Origin of the sequence: Marinobacter sp. LV10MA510-1, from assembly GCF_002563885.1 — a bacterium.
Lineage (GTDB): Bacteria > Pseudomonadota > Gammaproteobacteria > Pseudomonadales > Oleiphilaceae > Marinobacter.
Genome location: NZ_PDJA01000001.1, coordinates 4,319,641 through 4,334,391, shown reverse-complemented (window position 1 = coordinate 4,334,391; position 14,751 = coordinate 4,319,641). Strand labels below are relative to the sequence as shown.

The 14,751-nt window shown below is 51.5% G+C and carries 23 protein-coding genes and 1 pseudogene; 13 read left to right on the top strand and 11 right to left on the bottom strand.

Annotated features, from left to right (window positions below; all coding sequences use genetic code 11):
• The 5 genes and pseudogenes from pseF to ATI45_RS21050 all read right to left on the bottom strand — a co-directional run bounded on the left by pseF (position 1) and on the right by ATI45_RS21050 (position 3,797).
• Positions 1–714, bottom strand: a complete 714-nt coding sequence (gene pseF, locus ATI45_RS21070; protein ID WP_098421493.1) for a pseudaminic acid cytidylyltransferase — start codon at positions 712–714, stop codon at positions 1–3.
• Entirely contained in the window at positions 711–1,877 is a 1,167-nt protein-coding gene (gene pseC, locus ATI45_RS21065) for a UDP-4-amino-4,6-dideoxy-N-acetyl-beta-L-altrosamine transaminase (protein ID WP_098421492.1), read from the bottom strand. Before pseC ends, pseF begins: the two co-directional genes overlap by 4 nt.
• The gene (pseB, locus tag ATI45_RS21060; protein ID WP_098421491.1) at positions 1,877–2,875 is read right to left on the bottom strand and encodes a UDP-N-acetylglucosamine 4,6-dehydratase (inverting); all 999 of its coding nucleotides are present in this window, start codon (positions 2,873–2,875) and stop codon (positions 1,877–1,879) included. The genes pseC and pseB overlap by 1 nt, the downstream gene beginning before the upstream one ends.
• Positions 2,876–3,285: 410 nt before the next feature.
• On the bottom strand, positions 3,286–3,540 hold the full coding sequence (locus tag ATI45_RS21055) for a BrnA antitoxin family protein (protein WP_098421490.1): 255 nt from the start codon (positions 3,538–3,540) through the stop codon (positions 3,286–3,288).
• Positions 3,524–3,797 (bottom strand): annotated as a pseudogene (locus tag ATI45_RS21050) (BrnT family toxin). Before ATI45_RS21050 ends, ATI45_RS21055 begins: the two are co-directional and overlap by 17 nt.
• Positions 3,798–4,013: 216 nt before the next feature.
• Between ATI45_RS21050 and ATI45_RS21045 the strand changes: the two are divergent.
• From ATI45_RS21045 to ATI45_RS21030, 4 genes are all read left to right on the top strand, one after another.
• Positions 4,014–4,271: a type II toxin-antitoxin system RelE family toxin gene (locus tag ATI45_RS21045; RefSeq protein ID WP_098421489.1), complete on the top strand. Its 258-nt coding sequence runs from the start codon at positions 4,014–4,016 to the stop codon at positions 4,269–4,271.
• Positions 4,268–4,648: a helix-turn-helix domain-containing protein gene (locus tag ATI45_RS21040; RefSeq protein WP_098421488.1), complete on the top strand. Its 381-nt coding sequence runs from the start codon at positions 4,268–4,270 to the stop codon at positions 4,646–4,648. Before ATI45_RS21045 ends, ATI45_RS21040 begins: the two co-directional genes overlap by 4 nt.
• A gap of 184 nt (positions 4,649–4,832) precedes the next feature.
• Positions 4,833–5,240, top strand: coding sequence for an IS200/IS605 family transposase (gene tnpA, locus ATI45_RS21035; protein WP_036185953.1), 408 nt, complete (start codon positions 4,833–4,835; stop codon positions 5,238–5,240).
• Complete coding sequence (locus tag ATI45_RS21030) at positions 5,237–6,694, top strand: transposase (RefSeq protein WP_098421487.1); 1,458 nt, start codon at positions 5,237–5,239, stop codon at positions 6,692–6,694. Before tnpA ends, ATI45_RS21030 begins: the two co-directional genes overlap by 4 nt.
• A gap of 75 nt (positions 6,695–6,769) precedes the next feature.
• Here ATI45_RS21030 and ATI45_RS21025 read toward each other — a convergent pair whose 3' ends face one another.
• Positions 6,770–7,027 carry a type II toxin-antitoxin system YafQ family toxin gene (locus ATI45_RS21025; protein ID WP_098421486.1) on the bottom strand — a complete coding sequence of 86 codons (258 nt, stop codon included), beginning with the start codon at positions 7,025–7,027 and terminating at the stop codon, positions 6,770–6,772.
• Entirely contained in the window at positions 7,014–7,298 is a 285-nt protein-coding gene (locus tag ATI45_RS21020; protein ID WP_098421485.1) for a type II toxin-antitoxin system RelB/DinJ family antitoxin, read from the bottom strand. The genes ATI45_RS21025 and ATI45_RS21020 overlap by 14 nt, the downstream gene beginning before the upstream one ends.
• 427 nt (positions 7,299–7,725) lie before the next feature.
• On the opposite strand from ATI45_RS21020, the gene ATI45_RS21015 reads away from it, so the two are divergent.
• Positions 7,726–8,004 (top strand): type II toxin-antitoxin system RelE/ParE family toxin, encoded by a 279-nt coding sequence (locus ATI45_RS21015; protein WP_098421484.1) that lies wholly within the window; start codon positions 7,726–7,728, stop codon positions 8,002–8,004.
• Positions 8,005–8,017: 13 nt separating this feature from the next.
• A complete protein-coding gene (locus ATI45_RS21010; protein WP_098421483.1) occupies positions 8,018–8,305 on the top strand; it encodes a HigA family addiction module antitoxin in 288 nt (95 codons plus the stop codon).
• A gap of 118 nt (positions 8,306–8,423) precedes the next feature.
• Here ATI45_RS21010 and ATI45_RS21005 read toward each other — a convergent pair whose 3' ends face one another.
• Positions 8,424–8,543, bottom strand: a complete 120-nt coding sequence (locus ATI45_RS21005) for a BrnA antitoxin family protein (protein WP_228706133.1) — start codon at positions 8,541–8,543, stop codon at positions 8,424–8,426.
• Between the two features lie 83 nt (positions 8,544–8,626).
• Between ATI45_RS21005 and ATI45_RS21000 the strand changes: the two genes are divergently transcribed.
• Positions 8,627–9,007: a helix-turn-helix domain-containing protein gene (locus tag ATI45_RS21000; RefSeq protein WP_098421481.1), complete on the top strand. Its 381-nt coding sequence runs from the start codon at positions 8,627–8,629 to the stop codon at positions 9,005–9,007.
• A gap of 214 nt (positions 9,008–9,221) precedes the next feature.
• Here the strand turns inward: ATI45_RS21000 and ATI45_RS20995 are convergent, their stop codons facing one another.
• A complete protein-coding gene (locus ATI45_RS20995) occupies positions 9,222–9,815 on the bottom strand; it encodes a hypothetical protein (RefSeq protein ID WP_098421480.1) in 594 nt (197 codons plus the stop codon).
• A gap of 748 nt (positions 9,816–10,563) precedes the next feature.
• Between ATI45_RS20995 and ATI45_RS20985 the strand changes: the two genes are divergently transcribed.
• The 4 genes from ATI45_RS20985 to ATI45_RS20970 all read left to right on the top strand — a co-directional run bounded on the left by ATI45_RS20985 (position 10,564) and on the right by ATI45_RS20970 (position 12,088).
• Positions 10,564–10,842 carry a type II toxin-antitoxin system RelE/ParE family toxin gene (locus tag ATI45_RS20985; protein WP_098421478.1) on the top strand — a complete coding sequence of 93 codons (279 nt, stop codon included), beginning with the start codon at positions 10,564–10,566 and terminating at the stop codon, positions 10,840–10,842.
• 13 nt (positions 10,843–10,855) lie between these two features.
• Positions 10,856–11,143: a HigA family addiction module antitoxin gene (locus ATI45_RS20980; RefSeq protein WP_098421477.1), complete on the top strand. Its 288-nt coding sequence runs from the start codon at positions 10,856–10,858 to the stop codon at positions 11,141–11,143.
• A 309-nt stretch (positions 11,144–11,452) separates the two neighbouring features.
• Positions 11,453–11,749 (top strand): type II toxin-antitoxin system RelE/ParE family toxin, encoded by a 297-nt coding sequence (locus tag ATI45_RS20975; protein ID WP_098421476.1) that lies wholly within the window; start codon positions 11,453–11,455, stop codon positions 11,747–11,749.
• 12 nt (positions 11,750–11,761) lie between these two features.
• Complete coding sequence (locus ATI45_RS20970) at positions 11,762–12,088, top strand: addiction module antidote protein (protein WP_098421475.1); 327 nt, start codon at positions 11,762–11,764, stop codon at positions 12,086–12,088.
• A 226-nt stretch (positions 12,089–12,314) separates the two neighbouring features.
• Here ATI45_RS20970 and ATI45_RS23080 read toward each other — a convergent pair whose 3' ends face one another.
• On the bottom strand, positions 12,315–12,440 hold the full coding sequence (locus tag ATI45_RS23080; RefSeq protein WP_267284067.1) for a hypothetical protein: 126 nt from the start codon (positions 12,438–12,440) through the stop codon (positions 12,315–12,317).
• Between the two features lie 173 nt (positions 12,441–12,613).
• Here ATI45_RS23080 and ATI45_RS20965 point away from each other — a divergent pair, with 173 nt between their 5' ends.
• Both ATI45_RS20965 and ATI45_RS20960 read left to right on the top strand, forming a co-directional pair.
• The gene (locus ATI45_RS20965) at positions 12,614–12,847 is read left to right on the top strand and encodes a DUF2281 domain-containing protein (protein WP_098421474.1); all 234 of its coding nucleotides are present in this window, start codon (positions 12,614–12,616) and stop codon (positions 12,845–12,847) included.
• Entirely contained in the window at positions 12,844–13,191 is a 348-nt protein-coding gene (locus tag ATI45_RS20960) for a type II toxin-antitoxin system PemK/MazF family toxin (protein ID WP_098421473.1), read from the top strand. The genes ATI45_RS20965 and ATI45_RS20960 overlap by 4 nt, the downstream gene beginning before the upstream one ends.
• Positions 13,192–13,309: 118 nt before the next feature.
• Here ATI45_RS20960 and ATI45_RS20955 read toward each other — a convergent pair whose 3' ends face one another.
• Entirely contained in the window at positions 13,310–14,719 is a 1,410-nt protein-coding gene (locus tag ATI45_RS20955) for a plasmid pRiA4b ORF-3 family protein (protein WP_098421472.1), read from the bottom strand.
• Positions 14,720–14,751: the final 32 nt, after the last annotated feature.

Sequence of the window (14,751 nt, the reverse complement as noted above, 5' to 3'; positions counted from 1 at the left end):
TCACACTCGACCGCCCTGCGCGGCTAAAGTCTTAAAAAGCCACTCTGCCCGTGCCCAGTCTTCCGGGGTGTCAATATCCTGAACCCTATGCCGCGGCAGTTTAACAGGCACGGAATGCTCCCCAAACATGGAGCATTTCTCCAGCCAAGCCTGGGCACTGCCCCAATAAAACTGCCCGGCATCGTGCCAGGCTTCTTCAAGATCTTGAGAGCGCGTACCTGCATGCTCAGGAGAAAACATAGCCACCCGCCCGGCCGGATTGATCCGGATGGCTCGTTGAATGGGATAATCAAAACTGGTCACGGAAAAAGCAAAGTCGGACTGCTCTTTCAGGAGCATTTTCAGCCCTAATCTCAGATCCTCAGGCGACACAAAAGGGGCAGTGGCATAGAGACAACAAGCGTAATCCACTGCAACGTTATTTTCGGCCAGCCATTGTAATGCGTGACGAACTACGGGCGAAGTGCCCGTGTAATCGTCAGATAATTCCGGCGGGCGCATGAAAGGCACCTTAGCCCCCCATTCACGAGCAAGACGAGCAATGTCTTCGTCATCCGTTGAAACCACAACCAGCTCAAAGCAGCCGCTGGCTTTTGCAGCTTCAATTGACCATGCAATCATTGGCTTGCCGCAAAAATCCCGGATATTTTTCTCGGGTATACGCTTGCTTCCGCCCCGCGCAGGAATCACCGCGACGTTTCTTGAGGCGTTCATACCCGACTACCCAGCGCCTGGCGCAAAGAGTCAATCACTTGGCTCTGTTGCACGTCAGTCAGCCCTGGAAAAATCGGTAAACTGATAGCCTCACGGTAATAATTCATCGCCTCTGGAAAGTCCTCTGGCTCGAACCCCATCGCGCGGTAATACGGCTGCGTATGAACAGGAATGTAGTGCAACTGCACGCCAACTCCCTGCTGCCGCATGCTCTCAAAAACCTGTCGATGGGTTCTGCTGATCGTATCCAACCGCACACGAATTACATACAGATGCATGCCAGAATAGTCATCAGGGTGTTGCCACGGAGTGATTACCGGAAAGCCATCCAGCAAACTGTCATAATGCCGTGCTATTTCATGCCGACGCGCGATGAACGAAGCCAGCCGACTCATCTGGCTTATGCCCAATGCCGCCTGCAGCTCGGTCATCCGATAGTTAAAACCCAGCTCTACCTGTTGATAGTACCAAGGCCCGTCAGGCTCGTGAGTCATCACATCCAGATCGCGAGTAATGCCGTGGCCAATTAGCATTCTCATGCGCCTGGCCAGAACATCGCAGTTGGTCAGCGCCATTCCACCTTCCGCGGTTGTAATGTTTTTCACCGGATGAAAACTGAATACAGTGATGTCACTGAAGGAACCACCGCCGATAAACTCACTCCGATACTTTCCCCCGATAGCGTGAGATGCATCTTCAATAATGCGAAAACCGTAGCGCTGGCTCAGATCCTGAATCGCAGACATGTCACAGGGCTGGCCGCAAAAGTGCACTACCACCAAAACCTTGGGCACGCGCCCCTCAACTTCGGCCTTCCGAAGTTTAGATTCCAACGCTCTCGGGCAAAGATTCCAGGTTATCGGATCAATATCGACAAAATCGACACGAGCCCCGCAATAGAGCCCGCAGTTTGCCGAAGCCACGAAGGTAACAGGCGTTGTCCAAAACCAGTCACCAGGCCCCAGGTCAAGCACCTTGCAAGCAACATGGAGCGCAGAAGTAGCGCTGTTAACCGCAATGCCATATTTTGCGCCCGCGTAGCCGGCAACGCTGCGCTCAAACTCAGGAACTTTTGGGCCTTGAGTTAAAAAGTCAGAAGACAACACCTCCAATACTGCATCAATATCCGCCTTTGAAATATCCTGTTTGCCGTAGGGGATCATCACACGGCGCCGGCATCATTAAAGTTGCTTTCAATCCAGGCTCTGAGCTCTGCGTCAGCCATCCACACGCTGTTGTTATCGCTGGAGTAGACAAAACCCTCTGGCACTCTCTGACCACTCTTTATCCGCTTTTTACAGCGCCCCCAGCCATTCAGGTTCGGCAAAATCTTGAAATATTCCGGATACTCATAAGTGAAGTGGGAGTCTTCGGCGCCGATCATCTGCTCATGAAGCTTCTCCCCTGGGCGAATACCAATTATCTCCTGCTCAGCCTCCGGTGCGACCACACGAGCCAGGTCGGTCATGCGGACCGAAGGTATTTTCTTCACGTAAATCTCACCACCCACCATGTCGTCAAACGTATGCCAGACGAGTTCTACAGCTTGCTCAAGGGAAATCATAAAACGCGTCATGCGCGGGTCGGTTATCGGCAAAACCCCTCTATCCCTTATGGACATGAAAAATGGGATAACTGACCCGCGCGATCCCATCACGTTGCCGTAACGCACCACCGAAAATGCCGTCTGATAACCGCCGGAGTAGGCATTGCCCGCAACAAACAGCTTGTCAGCTGCCAGCTTGGTTGCTCCATAGAGATTTATCGGGCTACTCGCCTTGTCCGTGGAGAGTACGACCACTCTTTTCACACCTTTGTCGATGGCCGCATCAATGAGGTTCATTGCCCCGTTGATATTCGTCTTAACACTCTCAAAAGGGTTGTACTCAGCGGTGGGAACAATTTTGGTAGCAGCCGCGTGCACCACGAAGTCAACCCCGTCCAGCGCGCGGTAAAGCCGATCTTTATCCCGAACGTCGCCAATAAAGAACCGAAGCCGATCATCGCCTTGGTATAACTTCGCCATTTCCCACTGTTTCATCTCATCCCTGGAGAAAACAATCAGCTTTTTAGGACTGTATTTCTCAAGCGTCATGGCAACAAATTTATGGCCAAAAGACCCAGTTCCCCCTGTCACCAGAATGGTAGCGTTGTTCAGCATTGGCGCGGCCCTTAAGTATTATTAAAATCGATTAAGCATATCACTGCAGTCGATACGATAAAAACAGAACTCTAATTTCCACACGAACACTAGCGCGCCTTTCGCTCAATATCCTAAGAATCAAGGAAAGCCATTAATTAAACCTGCGCAAGTTTGCCGCCCCAAGTAGTGGCCTTACTCGACACCTATTATGCACAAAAGGAAGGGGCTGCGCGCGAACTTAGGTGATGCAGCAGGCAGGCTTGTCGGTGCTAGCAAAGGCCAACGCGCGGCCGCAGCAGGTGTTGCAGTTGCTGCAAGGTTAAGCCCGGAAAGCAGGGAAAAGACAAAGCCGGGACAGATTTCAAATCCGTCCCCTCGAGCGGAGTTTGGGCGGGTCGGGGACGGATTTTAAATCCGTCCCCGTTGCATCAGCGCTTCGTAACCTGACTCTCCATGTAGTGTCTCAGCAGCTTATTAATTCGGGTCTGATATCCTCTTCCCTGCGCCTTGAACCAGACCAGCACATCTTCATCGATGCGCAGAGTCACTGGCTGCTTTGCTGGAACGCGAAGTTCGGCGTTCTGAAAAAATTCATCATCCAGCTCGGAAATATCGCTGGTGTCGATTGCGTCGTCATCCATTTCGGCCAATCGTTTCCAGTCTGTTTTAGATGTTTCGCTCATATAACTTCACCTCTTTTCTGGTCGCTTTTCGGGCAGAAATTATTCTGCACCACGCTCTCACGCCTCTCCGTATAGACAACGACGCCAACCATTTCACGCATTAACCCAATCGCTGTCCATCGCTCTTCCCCGTACATAAAGCGCTCATCAATCGCTGTCAGCATAGGGTGATTGAACATATCAATCGCATCTCTGAAGTCTATTCCGTGTTTACTGATATTGGCCGCGTTCTTCGAGTCATCCCACTCAAAATGCATCACACATCCCTGTATTTACTTCTGTACATACAACTTAACAGATAGCCCTAAAAAAGACCATCTGTTGCCGCAAACACCGGAGTTGCTGCGCAGTGAAAAACCGCCCAAGAAAAGCCCGATTCGGAATCCTGGCCGGGCCTTTTTGTATCCTGCGCATAATCCAGGGTTATGGCATGTGCAGTTGCCTCTCAGTAAACATTTGAGTAAACTTAACTCATGTACAAACTGACCTACAAGAAATCAGCTCTTAAAGCGATTCGGAAGATGCCCAGGCCGCAAGCGCAAAGGCTAACCGGCGAACTGGAAGCCATGGCGCAAGCTCCATACGCCTATAAGGGCAGCTGGAAGGCCATGAAAGGCGAGCCCTACTGGCGGTTAAGGCAAGGTAACTACCGGGCTATTTGCAGCATTGACAACGGGGAGTTGGTGGTTTTGGTGTTGAGGGTTGGTTCAAGAGGGGATGTTTACAAATGAGCGCGCAAATTATTGAACGCGAAGGAAAGCCGGAGTATGCCGTGCTGCCCTACCATGAATATCTAAGGCTATTGCAGCTGGTAGAAGACGTGCAGGATGTCGCAGACGCCAAAGATTCGATGTGCGAGCTCGTCAGCGGTGAAGACGAAGCCATACCCGCCGAGATTGTTGGCCGCTTGGTTGCTGGAGATGACCATCCGCTGAAAGTCTGGCGGGAGTATCGTGGGCTCACTCAAGAAGTCTTGGGTGAGGCCGCGGGCGTCGGTAAGTCTTATATCAGCCAGATCGAAGCTGGCAGTAAGACGGGCTCTGCGAGGGTATTAATGGCGCTGGCGGAGGCCCTGCAGGTGGATATAGACGATTTAATGGTGGGGTAAGCCAGTGCGTAGGCCTAGATTTGGAGTGTTCAGTGTCACTATGGTTGCCAATTCTGGCAAGTTGCAGTACTCCACCACTCACCAAAAATAGCGGGAAGCCCCTAAATTCATTTATGGGGAGGGAAACGTCGCAAAAAATAGTATTTTAGGTTTAGTTAGTAGCTAATACGTGTATACTCTTTCCATGAGCGAATTTAAAGTAAGATACAAGTCAAACAACAACGTGGTGTATTCCTGTAAGTACCACGTTATTTGGTGTCCAAAGTACCGAAGACCCGTGCTTGTGGATCAAATAGAACATCGCCTAAAAGAGATTATACAGGACATAGCCAATAATCATGATTCTGAGATATTGGAGCTGGAGGTTATGCCCGATCACGTTCACTTGCTAGTCGAAGTTGATCCGCAATACGGTGTCCATAAACTGATCAAATCCATGAAGGGGGTTTCATCCAGAACGCTGAGAGCGGAGTTTCCCGCGCTCAAATCGCGCCTACCGACCTTGTGGAGCAATTCGTACTTTGTGAGCACCGTAGGCGGCGCTCCGCTTGAAATCGTTAAGCAGTACATTGAGAACCAGAAAAACGTATGAAACGCGCTAAAACCCCAACCTTTATTGTCGAACTGCCGCTCTCCGTGTGCGACAACACCGAACGGCAGCTTACCGCTCGCCTATTGGCCGGCACTCGACTGTATAACGCGGCGCTGGGCGAAGCCCTGCGACGCCTGGGGTTGATGCGTGAATCGAAGGCGTGGCAGGCGGCTAGAAAACTGAAAGCCAAAGAACGATCCGCCGCATTTGGTTCGGCCATTAAGGCGCATCATTTTACCTCAGCTTCGGTTTCCGCTTTTGCCACCGGCTGTAAAAATGCCGCTGGCTGGAAAGGCCGGTTAAGTGCGAACGAAACCCAGCGCATTGCTGAAACCGTGTTTGATTCGGCTGAGCAATACAGTTTTGGTAAACGCGGCCGCCCGCGCTTCAAAAACGCTAAACGACCGCTAAAATCCTTCACCGGAAAAACCAACAAAGCAGGCATCCGGTACCGCGCCGAACTGGGCGTGGTGGAGTGGGCCGGATTGGTGCTGGCGGTAAAATACCCACCAAAAGGAAAAGACGTTTGGCTTGAAAAAGCGCTGGAAGCCGCCACTAAATTCTGCCGGATCGTGTGGCGAACGGTCAAAGGAAAACGCCGCTGGTACCTCCAGCTTGCGCAAACCGGCCTAACGCCGGCTAAAGAAAAGAATACGACACAAGCCGGTTGTGAAGTCGGTCTGGACGTTGGCCCCTCAACCATCGCGGTGGTGTCCGAATTCGGCGGCAATCTGCTGAAATTTTGCCCGACCATTGAGCAACCCTGGAAAGAGATTCGCCGCATTCAGAGAGCCATGGATCGTTCTCGCCGCACGACCAACCCACTCTGTTACAACGCTAATGGCACCTGGAAAAAAGGCGCCAGGGTCAAGGTCGTATCCAAGCACTACCTGGCCCTGAAAGCCACTCTCGCTGAAACAGAACGCACGTTAAGCGCCCAACGAAAACGCGCCCATGGTGAGCTGGCGAATGCCGTGATTCGCCTGGGCAACGTCGTCAAAACCGAAAAGCTGTCGTACAAAGCGTGGCAAACATTGTACGGAAAAAGTGTCAAAGTCAAAGCGCCCAGTGCGTTCATGCAGAAGCTAAACCGCAAGGCTGAAAGCGCCGGTGGTCAACTTTTGGAACTGAATACCTGGAGCTTAAAGATGTCGCAGTACGATCATGTCAGCGGCGAATGCCACAAAAAACAACTCAGCGAACGATGGCATGTTCTCGGCGGCAAAGCCGCCGAGATAATGGAAAGCTCCGTCATCGTTCAACGAGATATGTACTCGGCCTTTTTGGCCTTGTGCGTTGCCGAAAACGGACACCAGTCAAGCCAGCTCACTATGCGCTGGCCGGTTGTGAAGCAGCTACTAGAAAAGACGGGCTGGTGTCGTCAAATACAAATTGCGAGCGGCGTAACTCTTGTTCTTCCCACGGTAACTCCGTCGGAGCGATTCGTCTTTTAGAGTGGCGTCGGTTCGGCTACGGCCCGGAGGTGTAGCTTGGTGAGAGCCCAGCGAGAACCGGGAGACCCCGAACCATCAGGCGCCATAAAACCCCCTAAATTCATTTATGGGGATGTTTAGTCTATAAATCAGAACCAGGTCCGGTTTAACGTGGCAATCTCTGAAGCCTTGCCAATTGCCGATAAGTGGGTGATCAACATGCTTGGCGTCCAGCGGCTGATCGCGCTGCAGCATTGAAATAACACCCCCGACTTCTAAGATGTCCGGAATGGACCGCTTGGTAATCTTTTTGAAGTCTTTTTTAAATTGCGCTGAATATTCAAGGCTGTACATGCGTGATGTTGCCGTCCGTAAGCTCCGTGAAAAGACTATCCAATGTCTCGGCGCGGTGCCCTTTCCCTTCCAGCAGTTCCTGCATGGCTCGGGCGCTGGCTTCATTGGGCTGTGGCGCCTTCACTTCAAACGGTATTCCGCCGTAATTAATCACCGCTCGGGCGAACAGCTTGATCGCCTGAGAAGGACTGAGACCCACTTCACTGCAGATGTGTGAAAACAAAACCTTGGTCTCGTGGTCAATGCGGGTACTAAGCATCTCTGACTTCATAACGCCCCCTTTTGTCATGCATTGTAAAACATAGTAGCACAATCGCTGGATAACCGCGCACTCTTGACGTGTTTGGAACAGTTCGGACAGTTCAGGGACAGGCACACTAGAAAAGCCGAGACGAGAAAAGCCGGGACAGATTTGAAATCTGTCCCGTAAGCGAAACGCGGAGTTCGGCGATCATAGCGGACAGACAAGAGCCAGAGCGGACAGACCGGGGACGGATTTGAAATCCGTCCCCTCGAGGATTTGGGGACAGATTTGAAATCTGTCCCCCTATGTATCTGTGCCTTAAACCAAACCAGCACATCTTCATCAATGCGCAGCGTCACTGGCTGTTTAGCTGGCGCGACGAATTCTGCATTTCAAAAGAAATCATCGTCCAACTCAAATTGCATCCCGTAACGCCACACGATACACTCTCGCCATGATTATAGGATTTCGACACAAGGGGCTCGAGGCCTTTTATAAAACAGGGACAACCCGGGGCGTCCAGGCAGCGCATACTGCAAAGCTCCGGCGAATTCTTGCTTTATTGGACGTTGCCGCAGGTCCAGATGATCTCAATATACCTTCGTTCAAGCTGCACCAGTTGAAAGGCGATTTGAAGGGATATTGGTCACTTTGGGTAAATGGCAACTGGCGAGTGACTTTCCGTTTTATCGGCGTTGATGTCGAACTGGTCAATTATGTTGATTATCATTAAAGGAGATCACACCATGATGATGAACCCTCCGCACCCTGGCGAACTACTGCGAGAAGACGTGGTCTTGGAACTTGGCTTGTCAGTCACCGAAACCGCTGCCCGGCTTGGTATGTCTCGCGTTGCTCTGTCTCGCGTATTAAATGGCCGCGCCGCAATTAGCCCTGTTCTGGCTTTGCGCCTGGAAATGGCTGGCGTAAGTACTGCCCGCGCCTGGCTTGCCATGCAGGTGAACTATGACCTTGCCCAGGCCAAGCTACACGTTCAACCGCCGATTCGCGCACTGCAGCCAACCCAGGGTTAGTTTGGTGAAAATAATCAAGCAGCACTGGCGGACGAAAATGGGGACGGATTTGAAATCTGTCCCTCGAACTGAGTTTGGGCGGATTTGGGGACGGATTTCAAATCCGTCCCCCTGTGTATCAGCGCTTTGCAGCCTGGCTCTCCATAGATTGTCTGAGTAATTTATTAATACGGCTCTGATACCCTTTCCCCTGTGCCTTGAACCAGACCAGCACATCTTCATCGATGCGCAGAGTCACTGGTAAGACTAGGGACAGGCACAGCTTAGCCTGACCTGATTGCCAAAAAGCCTGAGGGTTGGTTCAAGAGGGGATGTTTACAAATGAGCGCACAAATTATTGAACGCGAAGGAAAGCCGGAGTATGCCGTGCTGCCCTACAATGAATATCTGAGGCTATTGCAGCTGGTAGAAGACATGCAAGATGCCGCAGACGCCAAAGATTCGATGCGCGAGCTCGTCAGCGGTGGAGACGAAGCCATACCCGCCGAGATTGTTGGCCGCTTGGTTGCTGAAGATGACCATCCGTTGAAGGTCTGGCGGGAGTATCGTGGGCTCACTCAAGAAGTCTTGGGTACAGCCGCGGGCGTCGGTAAGTCTTATATCAGCCAGATCGAAGCTGGCAGTAAAACGGGCTCTGCGAGGGTGTTAATGGCGCTGGCGGAGGCGCTGCAGGTGGGTATAGACGATTTAATGGTGGGGTAAGCCAGTGCGTAGGCCTAGATTTGGAGTGTTCAGTTATCTTTGCATTGATCATGGACAGGCACACCGGTTCCCGCGATGCTGACTTCGCAACCGAATCTGCAGAGCTAGCCCGCACTCAGGTGTTGCAATTGCTGCAGGGCTAGATACAAAAACGGGGACAGATTTCAAATCTGTCCCCTCCCCATATCACGTAAGAAAGCTCGGCAAGCATCATCTAGGCAACCGCAGCAACGATAGACTTTAGCTCTTGCAATGGCCCCGGGCTTTTCTTCACCAGTACATCGTCGTTAATCTTAATAATCACGCTTTTGATAAGATCTGTCGTGTGGCTAATGTGAGACGCTACTTTGAGTAGATTTAGTTCCTCGCTGACTCTCCGGCCCTTCAATGAAAGCCGCTTATCACCTTTTCCCTGAGCCAACTCGCTCTCCAGATTTGCTGAAAGTTCCGCAGCCGCTTCCGGATCTTTCGCCAGCTGGTGGATGTAGTATTTCATTAAGCTGGGGACAAAATCCGCAGTACCGCCCAGCTCACAAACAGCGAGACTTAGAATATCAATCAGATGCGCCGGTAACCGGCTCTCAACAGATCGCCGCTGGGCTTCAAGCTGCCGCCGCACTGCAGGTGTAGACTGATGGGGAAGCAGACATACCTGACCACACTCGTCGCACACTCCAGCCAAGACGTTCTTCACTGTTCCGCTACCATCACTCAGTGGCACATCACGCAGCTTAAAAATGGCAGTCTGGAGCGATCCGCAATGCTCACAAATTGCTTTTTGCGAATCACCTACCTTAAAAATTTTCATTTGGTTACCTCAGTGATGCACGCTGATAAAAACACAATCGGGTTCAACGAAATACCACTTGATATACCAGTCTTTGCCCTTTCGCCGGGCGGTAATTACATGAACATCCACACTGCTGACAAGATGGTGCGGGCTGGACCTATACTGATTGCCACGGGCCTGCCCGATTACAGCTGCCACCTCATGCAACGTAACTTGTCCCGTTGCGAGCCGGTTCTTGATGTCGATGCTCGATCTTTGCTCGTGAGATACAGCGCCAGCTTCTAAACACGCCAGAACTTTGGCTTTTACATCCCTAAACCCCAAACCATACCTCCATTGTACGATAATTGGCGTACACTTCAACTGCCTATTTTCTGCTCACTAGTAAACGTGTCGTTATCTTCCGAGCCACTCCAGGCGTTGCAGTCGTTGCAGTCGTTGCAGGATTAAGCCTGAAAAGCAGGTAAAAGACAAAGCCGGGACAGATTTGAAATCTGTCCCGTAAGCGAAACGCGGAGTTCGGCGATCATAGCGGACAGACCGGGGACGGATTTGAAATCCGTCCCCTCGAGCGGAGTTTGGGCGGATTTGGGGACAGATTTGAAATCTGTCCCCCTATGTATCTGTGCCTTAAACCAAACCAGCACATCTTCATCAATGCGCAGCGTCACTGGCTGTTTAGCTGGCGCGACGAATTCTGCATTTCAAAAGAAATCATCGTCCAACTCAAATTGCATCCCGTAACGCCACACGATACACTCTCGCCATGATTATAGGATTTCGACACAAGGGGCTCGAGGCCTTTTATAAAACAGGGACAACCCGGGGCGTCCAGGCAGCGCATACTGCAAAGCTCCGGCGAATTCTTGCTTTATTGGACGTTGCCGCAGGTCCAGATGATCTCAATATACCTTCGTTCAAGCTGCACCAGTTGAAAGGCGATTTGAAGGGGTATTGGTCACTTTGGGTAAATGGCAACTGGCGAGTGACTTTCCGTTTTATCGAGGTTGATGTCGAACTGGTCAATTACGTTGATTATCATTAAAGGAGATCACACCATGATGATGAACCCTCCGCACCCTGGCGAACTACTGCGAGAAGACGTGGTCTTGGAACTTGGCTTGTCAGTCACCGAAACCGCTGCCCGGCTTGGTATGTCTCGCGTTGCTCTGTCTCGCGTATTAAATGGCCGCGCCGCAATTAGCCCTGTTCTGGCTTTGCGCCTGGAAATGGCTGGCGTAAGTACTGCCCGCGCCTGGCTTGCCATGCAGGTGAACTATGACCTTGCCCAGGCCAAGCTACACGTTCAACCGCCGATTCGATCATTGCAGCCAACCCAAGGTTAGTTTGGTGAAAATAATCAAGCAGCACTGGCGGACGAAAACGGGGACAGATTTGAAATCTGTCCCCTCGAGCTGAGTTTGGGCGGATTTGGGGACGGATTTCAAATCCGTCCCCCTGTGTATCAGAGCTTTGCAGCCTGGCTCTCCATTCCTGCGCTAATCCAATCGCGACCCACCGTTCTTCCCCATACATTATTAATTGGAGGCGAGCATAACGCGTTCACCCTGTTTTCGGGCTCGTCAGACGGAGTGAAATGGGTGTTTCCTTTTATTTAATTTGTATCTATGTATCCGAATGGATACAGTCAGTCTATGAACATTATTCGCCAAAGCAAAACATTCAAAAGCTGGCTGAAGAAGCTGAAAGACCCGATGGGCGTTATCAGCATTGCGCGCCGAATTGAGCGGGCTGAAAATGGCAACTTTGGCGACACCAAAAGTGTTGGCGATTTTGTTAACGAGATGCGTATCCCGACCGGGCCAGGCTACCGGCTGTATTACATGCAGGATGGCGAAAGGGTGTATTTCTTACTGGTTGGTGGTGATAAGGCCAGCCAGAATAAAGATATAGAGCTGGCCAAGCGCATGGCGGCTGAGCTGCAGAAGTAAGAGGATTTGACTATGGCTATCAACCAAGAAGCGTACGAAAAACACGGTTTCACCCCTTTTGATATCACTGAGTTCCTTGATAACGATGAGGTTATCGCGGCTTACTTGTCTGAAGTCATCGAGGATGGCGATAACGATGAACTGCTGAGGGCTCTGGGGCATGTTGCCCGCGCCAGAGGTATGACTGAGATTGCTGGCGTTACCGGGCTGAGCAGAGAGAGCCTTTACAAAGCTCTGAAGCCGGGCGCGAGTCCGCGCTTTGACACCATAAACCGCGTTTTGCACGCCTTGGGCGTTCATTTGCAGGCGGTTCCCGCTGCTATTGGTAAGAATCGGTAGACGAACTGGATTCAGTAAGACTAGGGACAGGCACAGCTTAGCCTGATGGCGGGATAAGCCAGTGCGTAGGCCTGGATTTGGAATGTTCAGAGCCACTCCAAGTGTTGCAGTTGTTGCAGGGTTATAGTCGGACAGACAAAGCCGGGACAGATTTGAAATCTGTCCCGAGGGATATGCAGAGCTGGGCAACCAGAGCGGGGACGGATTTGAAATCCGTCCCCTTTTTTTACGCCCGCACAAACATCGTTTCAAACAACGCCGTTCGTCGCATCATTTGTTTATCCGCTTCCTGAAAATCGGCCTGCTCCGGGTTTTGCTCTATCAACCCGAGTATTCGGTAAAGTTCCAGCATTCTGGCGTCTAACGCCCATTTCGCCTGCTGTTCCCCACTTAAGCGCTAGGCTGAGCAGCCAGTTGACCATGGACAAGCACACCGGTTCCTCGTCAAGGCAGGATTAAACCCGCTTCAGAGAAAACGTTGACTGTGATAACTTAATTCAACTTAGACAAGTGGGGCTTTCCAAAATGCAACTCGAAAAACTCGTTAATATGGTTAGCCGCTTGCCACCGGCAAGACAGCAAGAAGTGATGGATTTCGCCGCTTTTTTAGAGCAACGCTATGGTGAAAAAGATCAAGCGGCGGTGGCCGACTGGACAGAACAGGAGTTCAGGACTTTGAGTACAGAGCAGGCTATGCGTGGTATCGAAGATGAGCCAGAGCTTTATTCAGAGGAAGATGTCAAGGAGCACTGGCGGTGAAGACTGCAGGCGACGTCGCTTTAATGCCGTTCCCATTCACAAATCTGGAAAGCAGTAAAAAGAGACCGGTTTTGCTGCTGAGAAAACTGGATAACGCCCATGATGACTGGCTTGTCTGCATGATTTCTTCGCAGTTACGCCAATTAGACCCCGATTTGGACTGGATATTATCGGATTCAGATCCAGAGTTCACTGCTTCAGGCTTAAAGGCTTCTAGCGTGTTCCGGCTGTCAAGAATTGCGGTTTTAGACGGATCTCTGCTTATCGGCAAGCTTGGAGAGATACCCGAAAATCAGCTTAGCAGTCTGCGGCATCGCATTGCTGACTGGATCGCGGGGGCTTGAACAAACTGACAAAGCCGGGACAGATTTGAAATCTGTCCCGGGGGGTATGCAGAGCTGGGCAAACAGAGCCGGGACAGATTTGTAGAGCGGGGACGGATTTGAAATCCGTCCCCTTTTTTTACGCCCGCACAAACATCGTTTCAAACAACGCCGTTCGTCGCATCGTTTGTTTATCTGCTTCCTGAAACTCGGCCTGCTCCGGGTTTCGCTCTATCAGCCCGAGTATTCGGTAAAGTTCCAGCATTCTTGCGTCTAATGCCCAATTAGCCTGCTGTTCCCCACTTATGTAAGTGCTAGGCTCGGCGGACAACGGCAACTGCGGAAAGGTTCGAAGCATGTCAGCCAGGTATTCTTGCACCGGCCGCCACTGGTCACCTTTTTCTGACAGCAACCAGAAACAGAACGGAGCAACGTATTGAACCCCTTCCATGCCTTCACGGTTATCTATCCAGGCCCAGTTCAACTGTGACAGCGCTGTTGAGAAGATGTCCTGATAAAACGTCAGCCAGCCTTTTTTCGCCAAGCGGGTTTGCGCTGTTTTTTTCAGCAACAGATGGCCTTTTTGCGTTTTTGTAAAGCCGGCAAGCTCCAGCAGCACGCGGGTAAGGATGACGGGCAGAACGTGTTCCTCTGAACGTATTTTACGAAACCTGCCCATGGGAAAAACAATCTCTTCGCCACCCGCTTGAATCATGGCTTGAACCTGTTTCAAAGGCAGGTTGCCGTTGCTGGTCAGGCGAATGCCTTTGCCTTCCAAAGCGGCCACCAGCACCTTGGCCATGCGGATTATCGGGGCGGTATCGAGCACCTGGTTCACGGCTTCTGCATTGAGCAGAGGTTTAAATACTGAGGGGCAATTTAAAGGATTTTGCAGTAATTCATGCATCTGGTTTGGGTTGATGCCGCAGAGATCGATGGCTGCCATCGGCGGTTCGTCATTCGCGTATTCGGCAAACAGGGCATGGCGTTCAAGCAGGTCTTCGTTGATCTGGTTCAGGTTCACATACTCGGGGTCAAACCACTCACCGCCACGCCATTCCCGCGCCGCAGCGTACTCGGGGCGCGTGGCATCTTCCATGGCTTCGAGAAAATCATAAAAGCCCGGTAGGCCGCCTACATTCTCTGGTGGGCACTGGCGTACAGCTTTTATGCACCGGGGCAAAGGCTCTTCTTGGTTGCCCGGCAGAATTTTTTCAAGTTTTACTTCATGCTCCCAACCGTCGCCAAAGTCATACTCATACATCAGCGCCTGCCCTTCTCTGGTCAGCAGGCTGGAGACCGCTACAGCGGATTCGTCCTCAACGTTCAGCATGCTGTCTTCGTCTTCGGCCAGATCGCCTAGCAGCCTGCCATCTTGGGCCTGGAATAAATGCAGGTGCGAAACCTGCCAGCCCATGGCCAGCTGGATGATGCGGTGGAGGTCTTGAAAGGTTGTGTCTGGTTCGATCAGCAATCGGCGCCAGATGGGTGGCTGGGCGCCGATGAGTGAGACTTTGATTTGGTATAGATTGTTACTTGTTTTCGTCATGAAACCTCCAAAGTGATGGAAAGAGAGCCGGG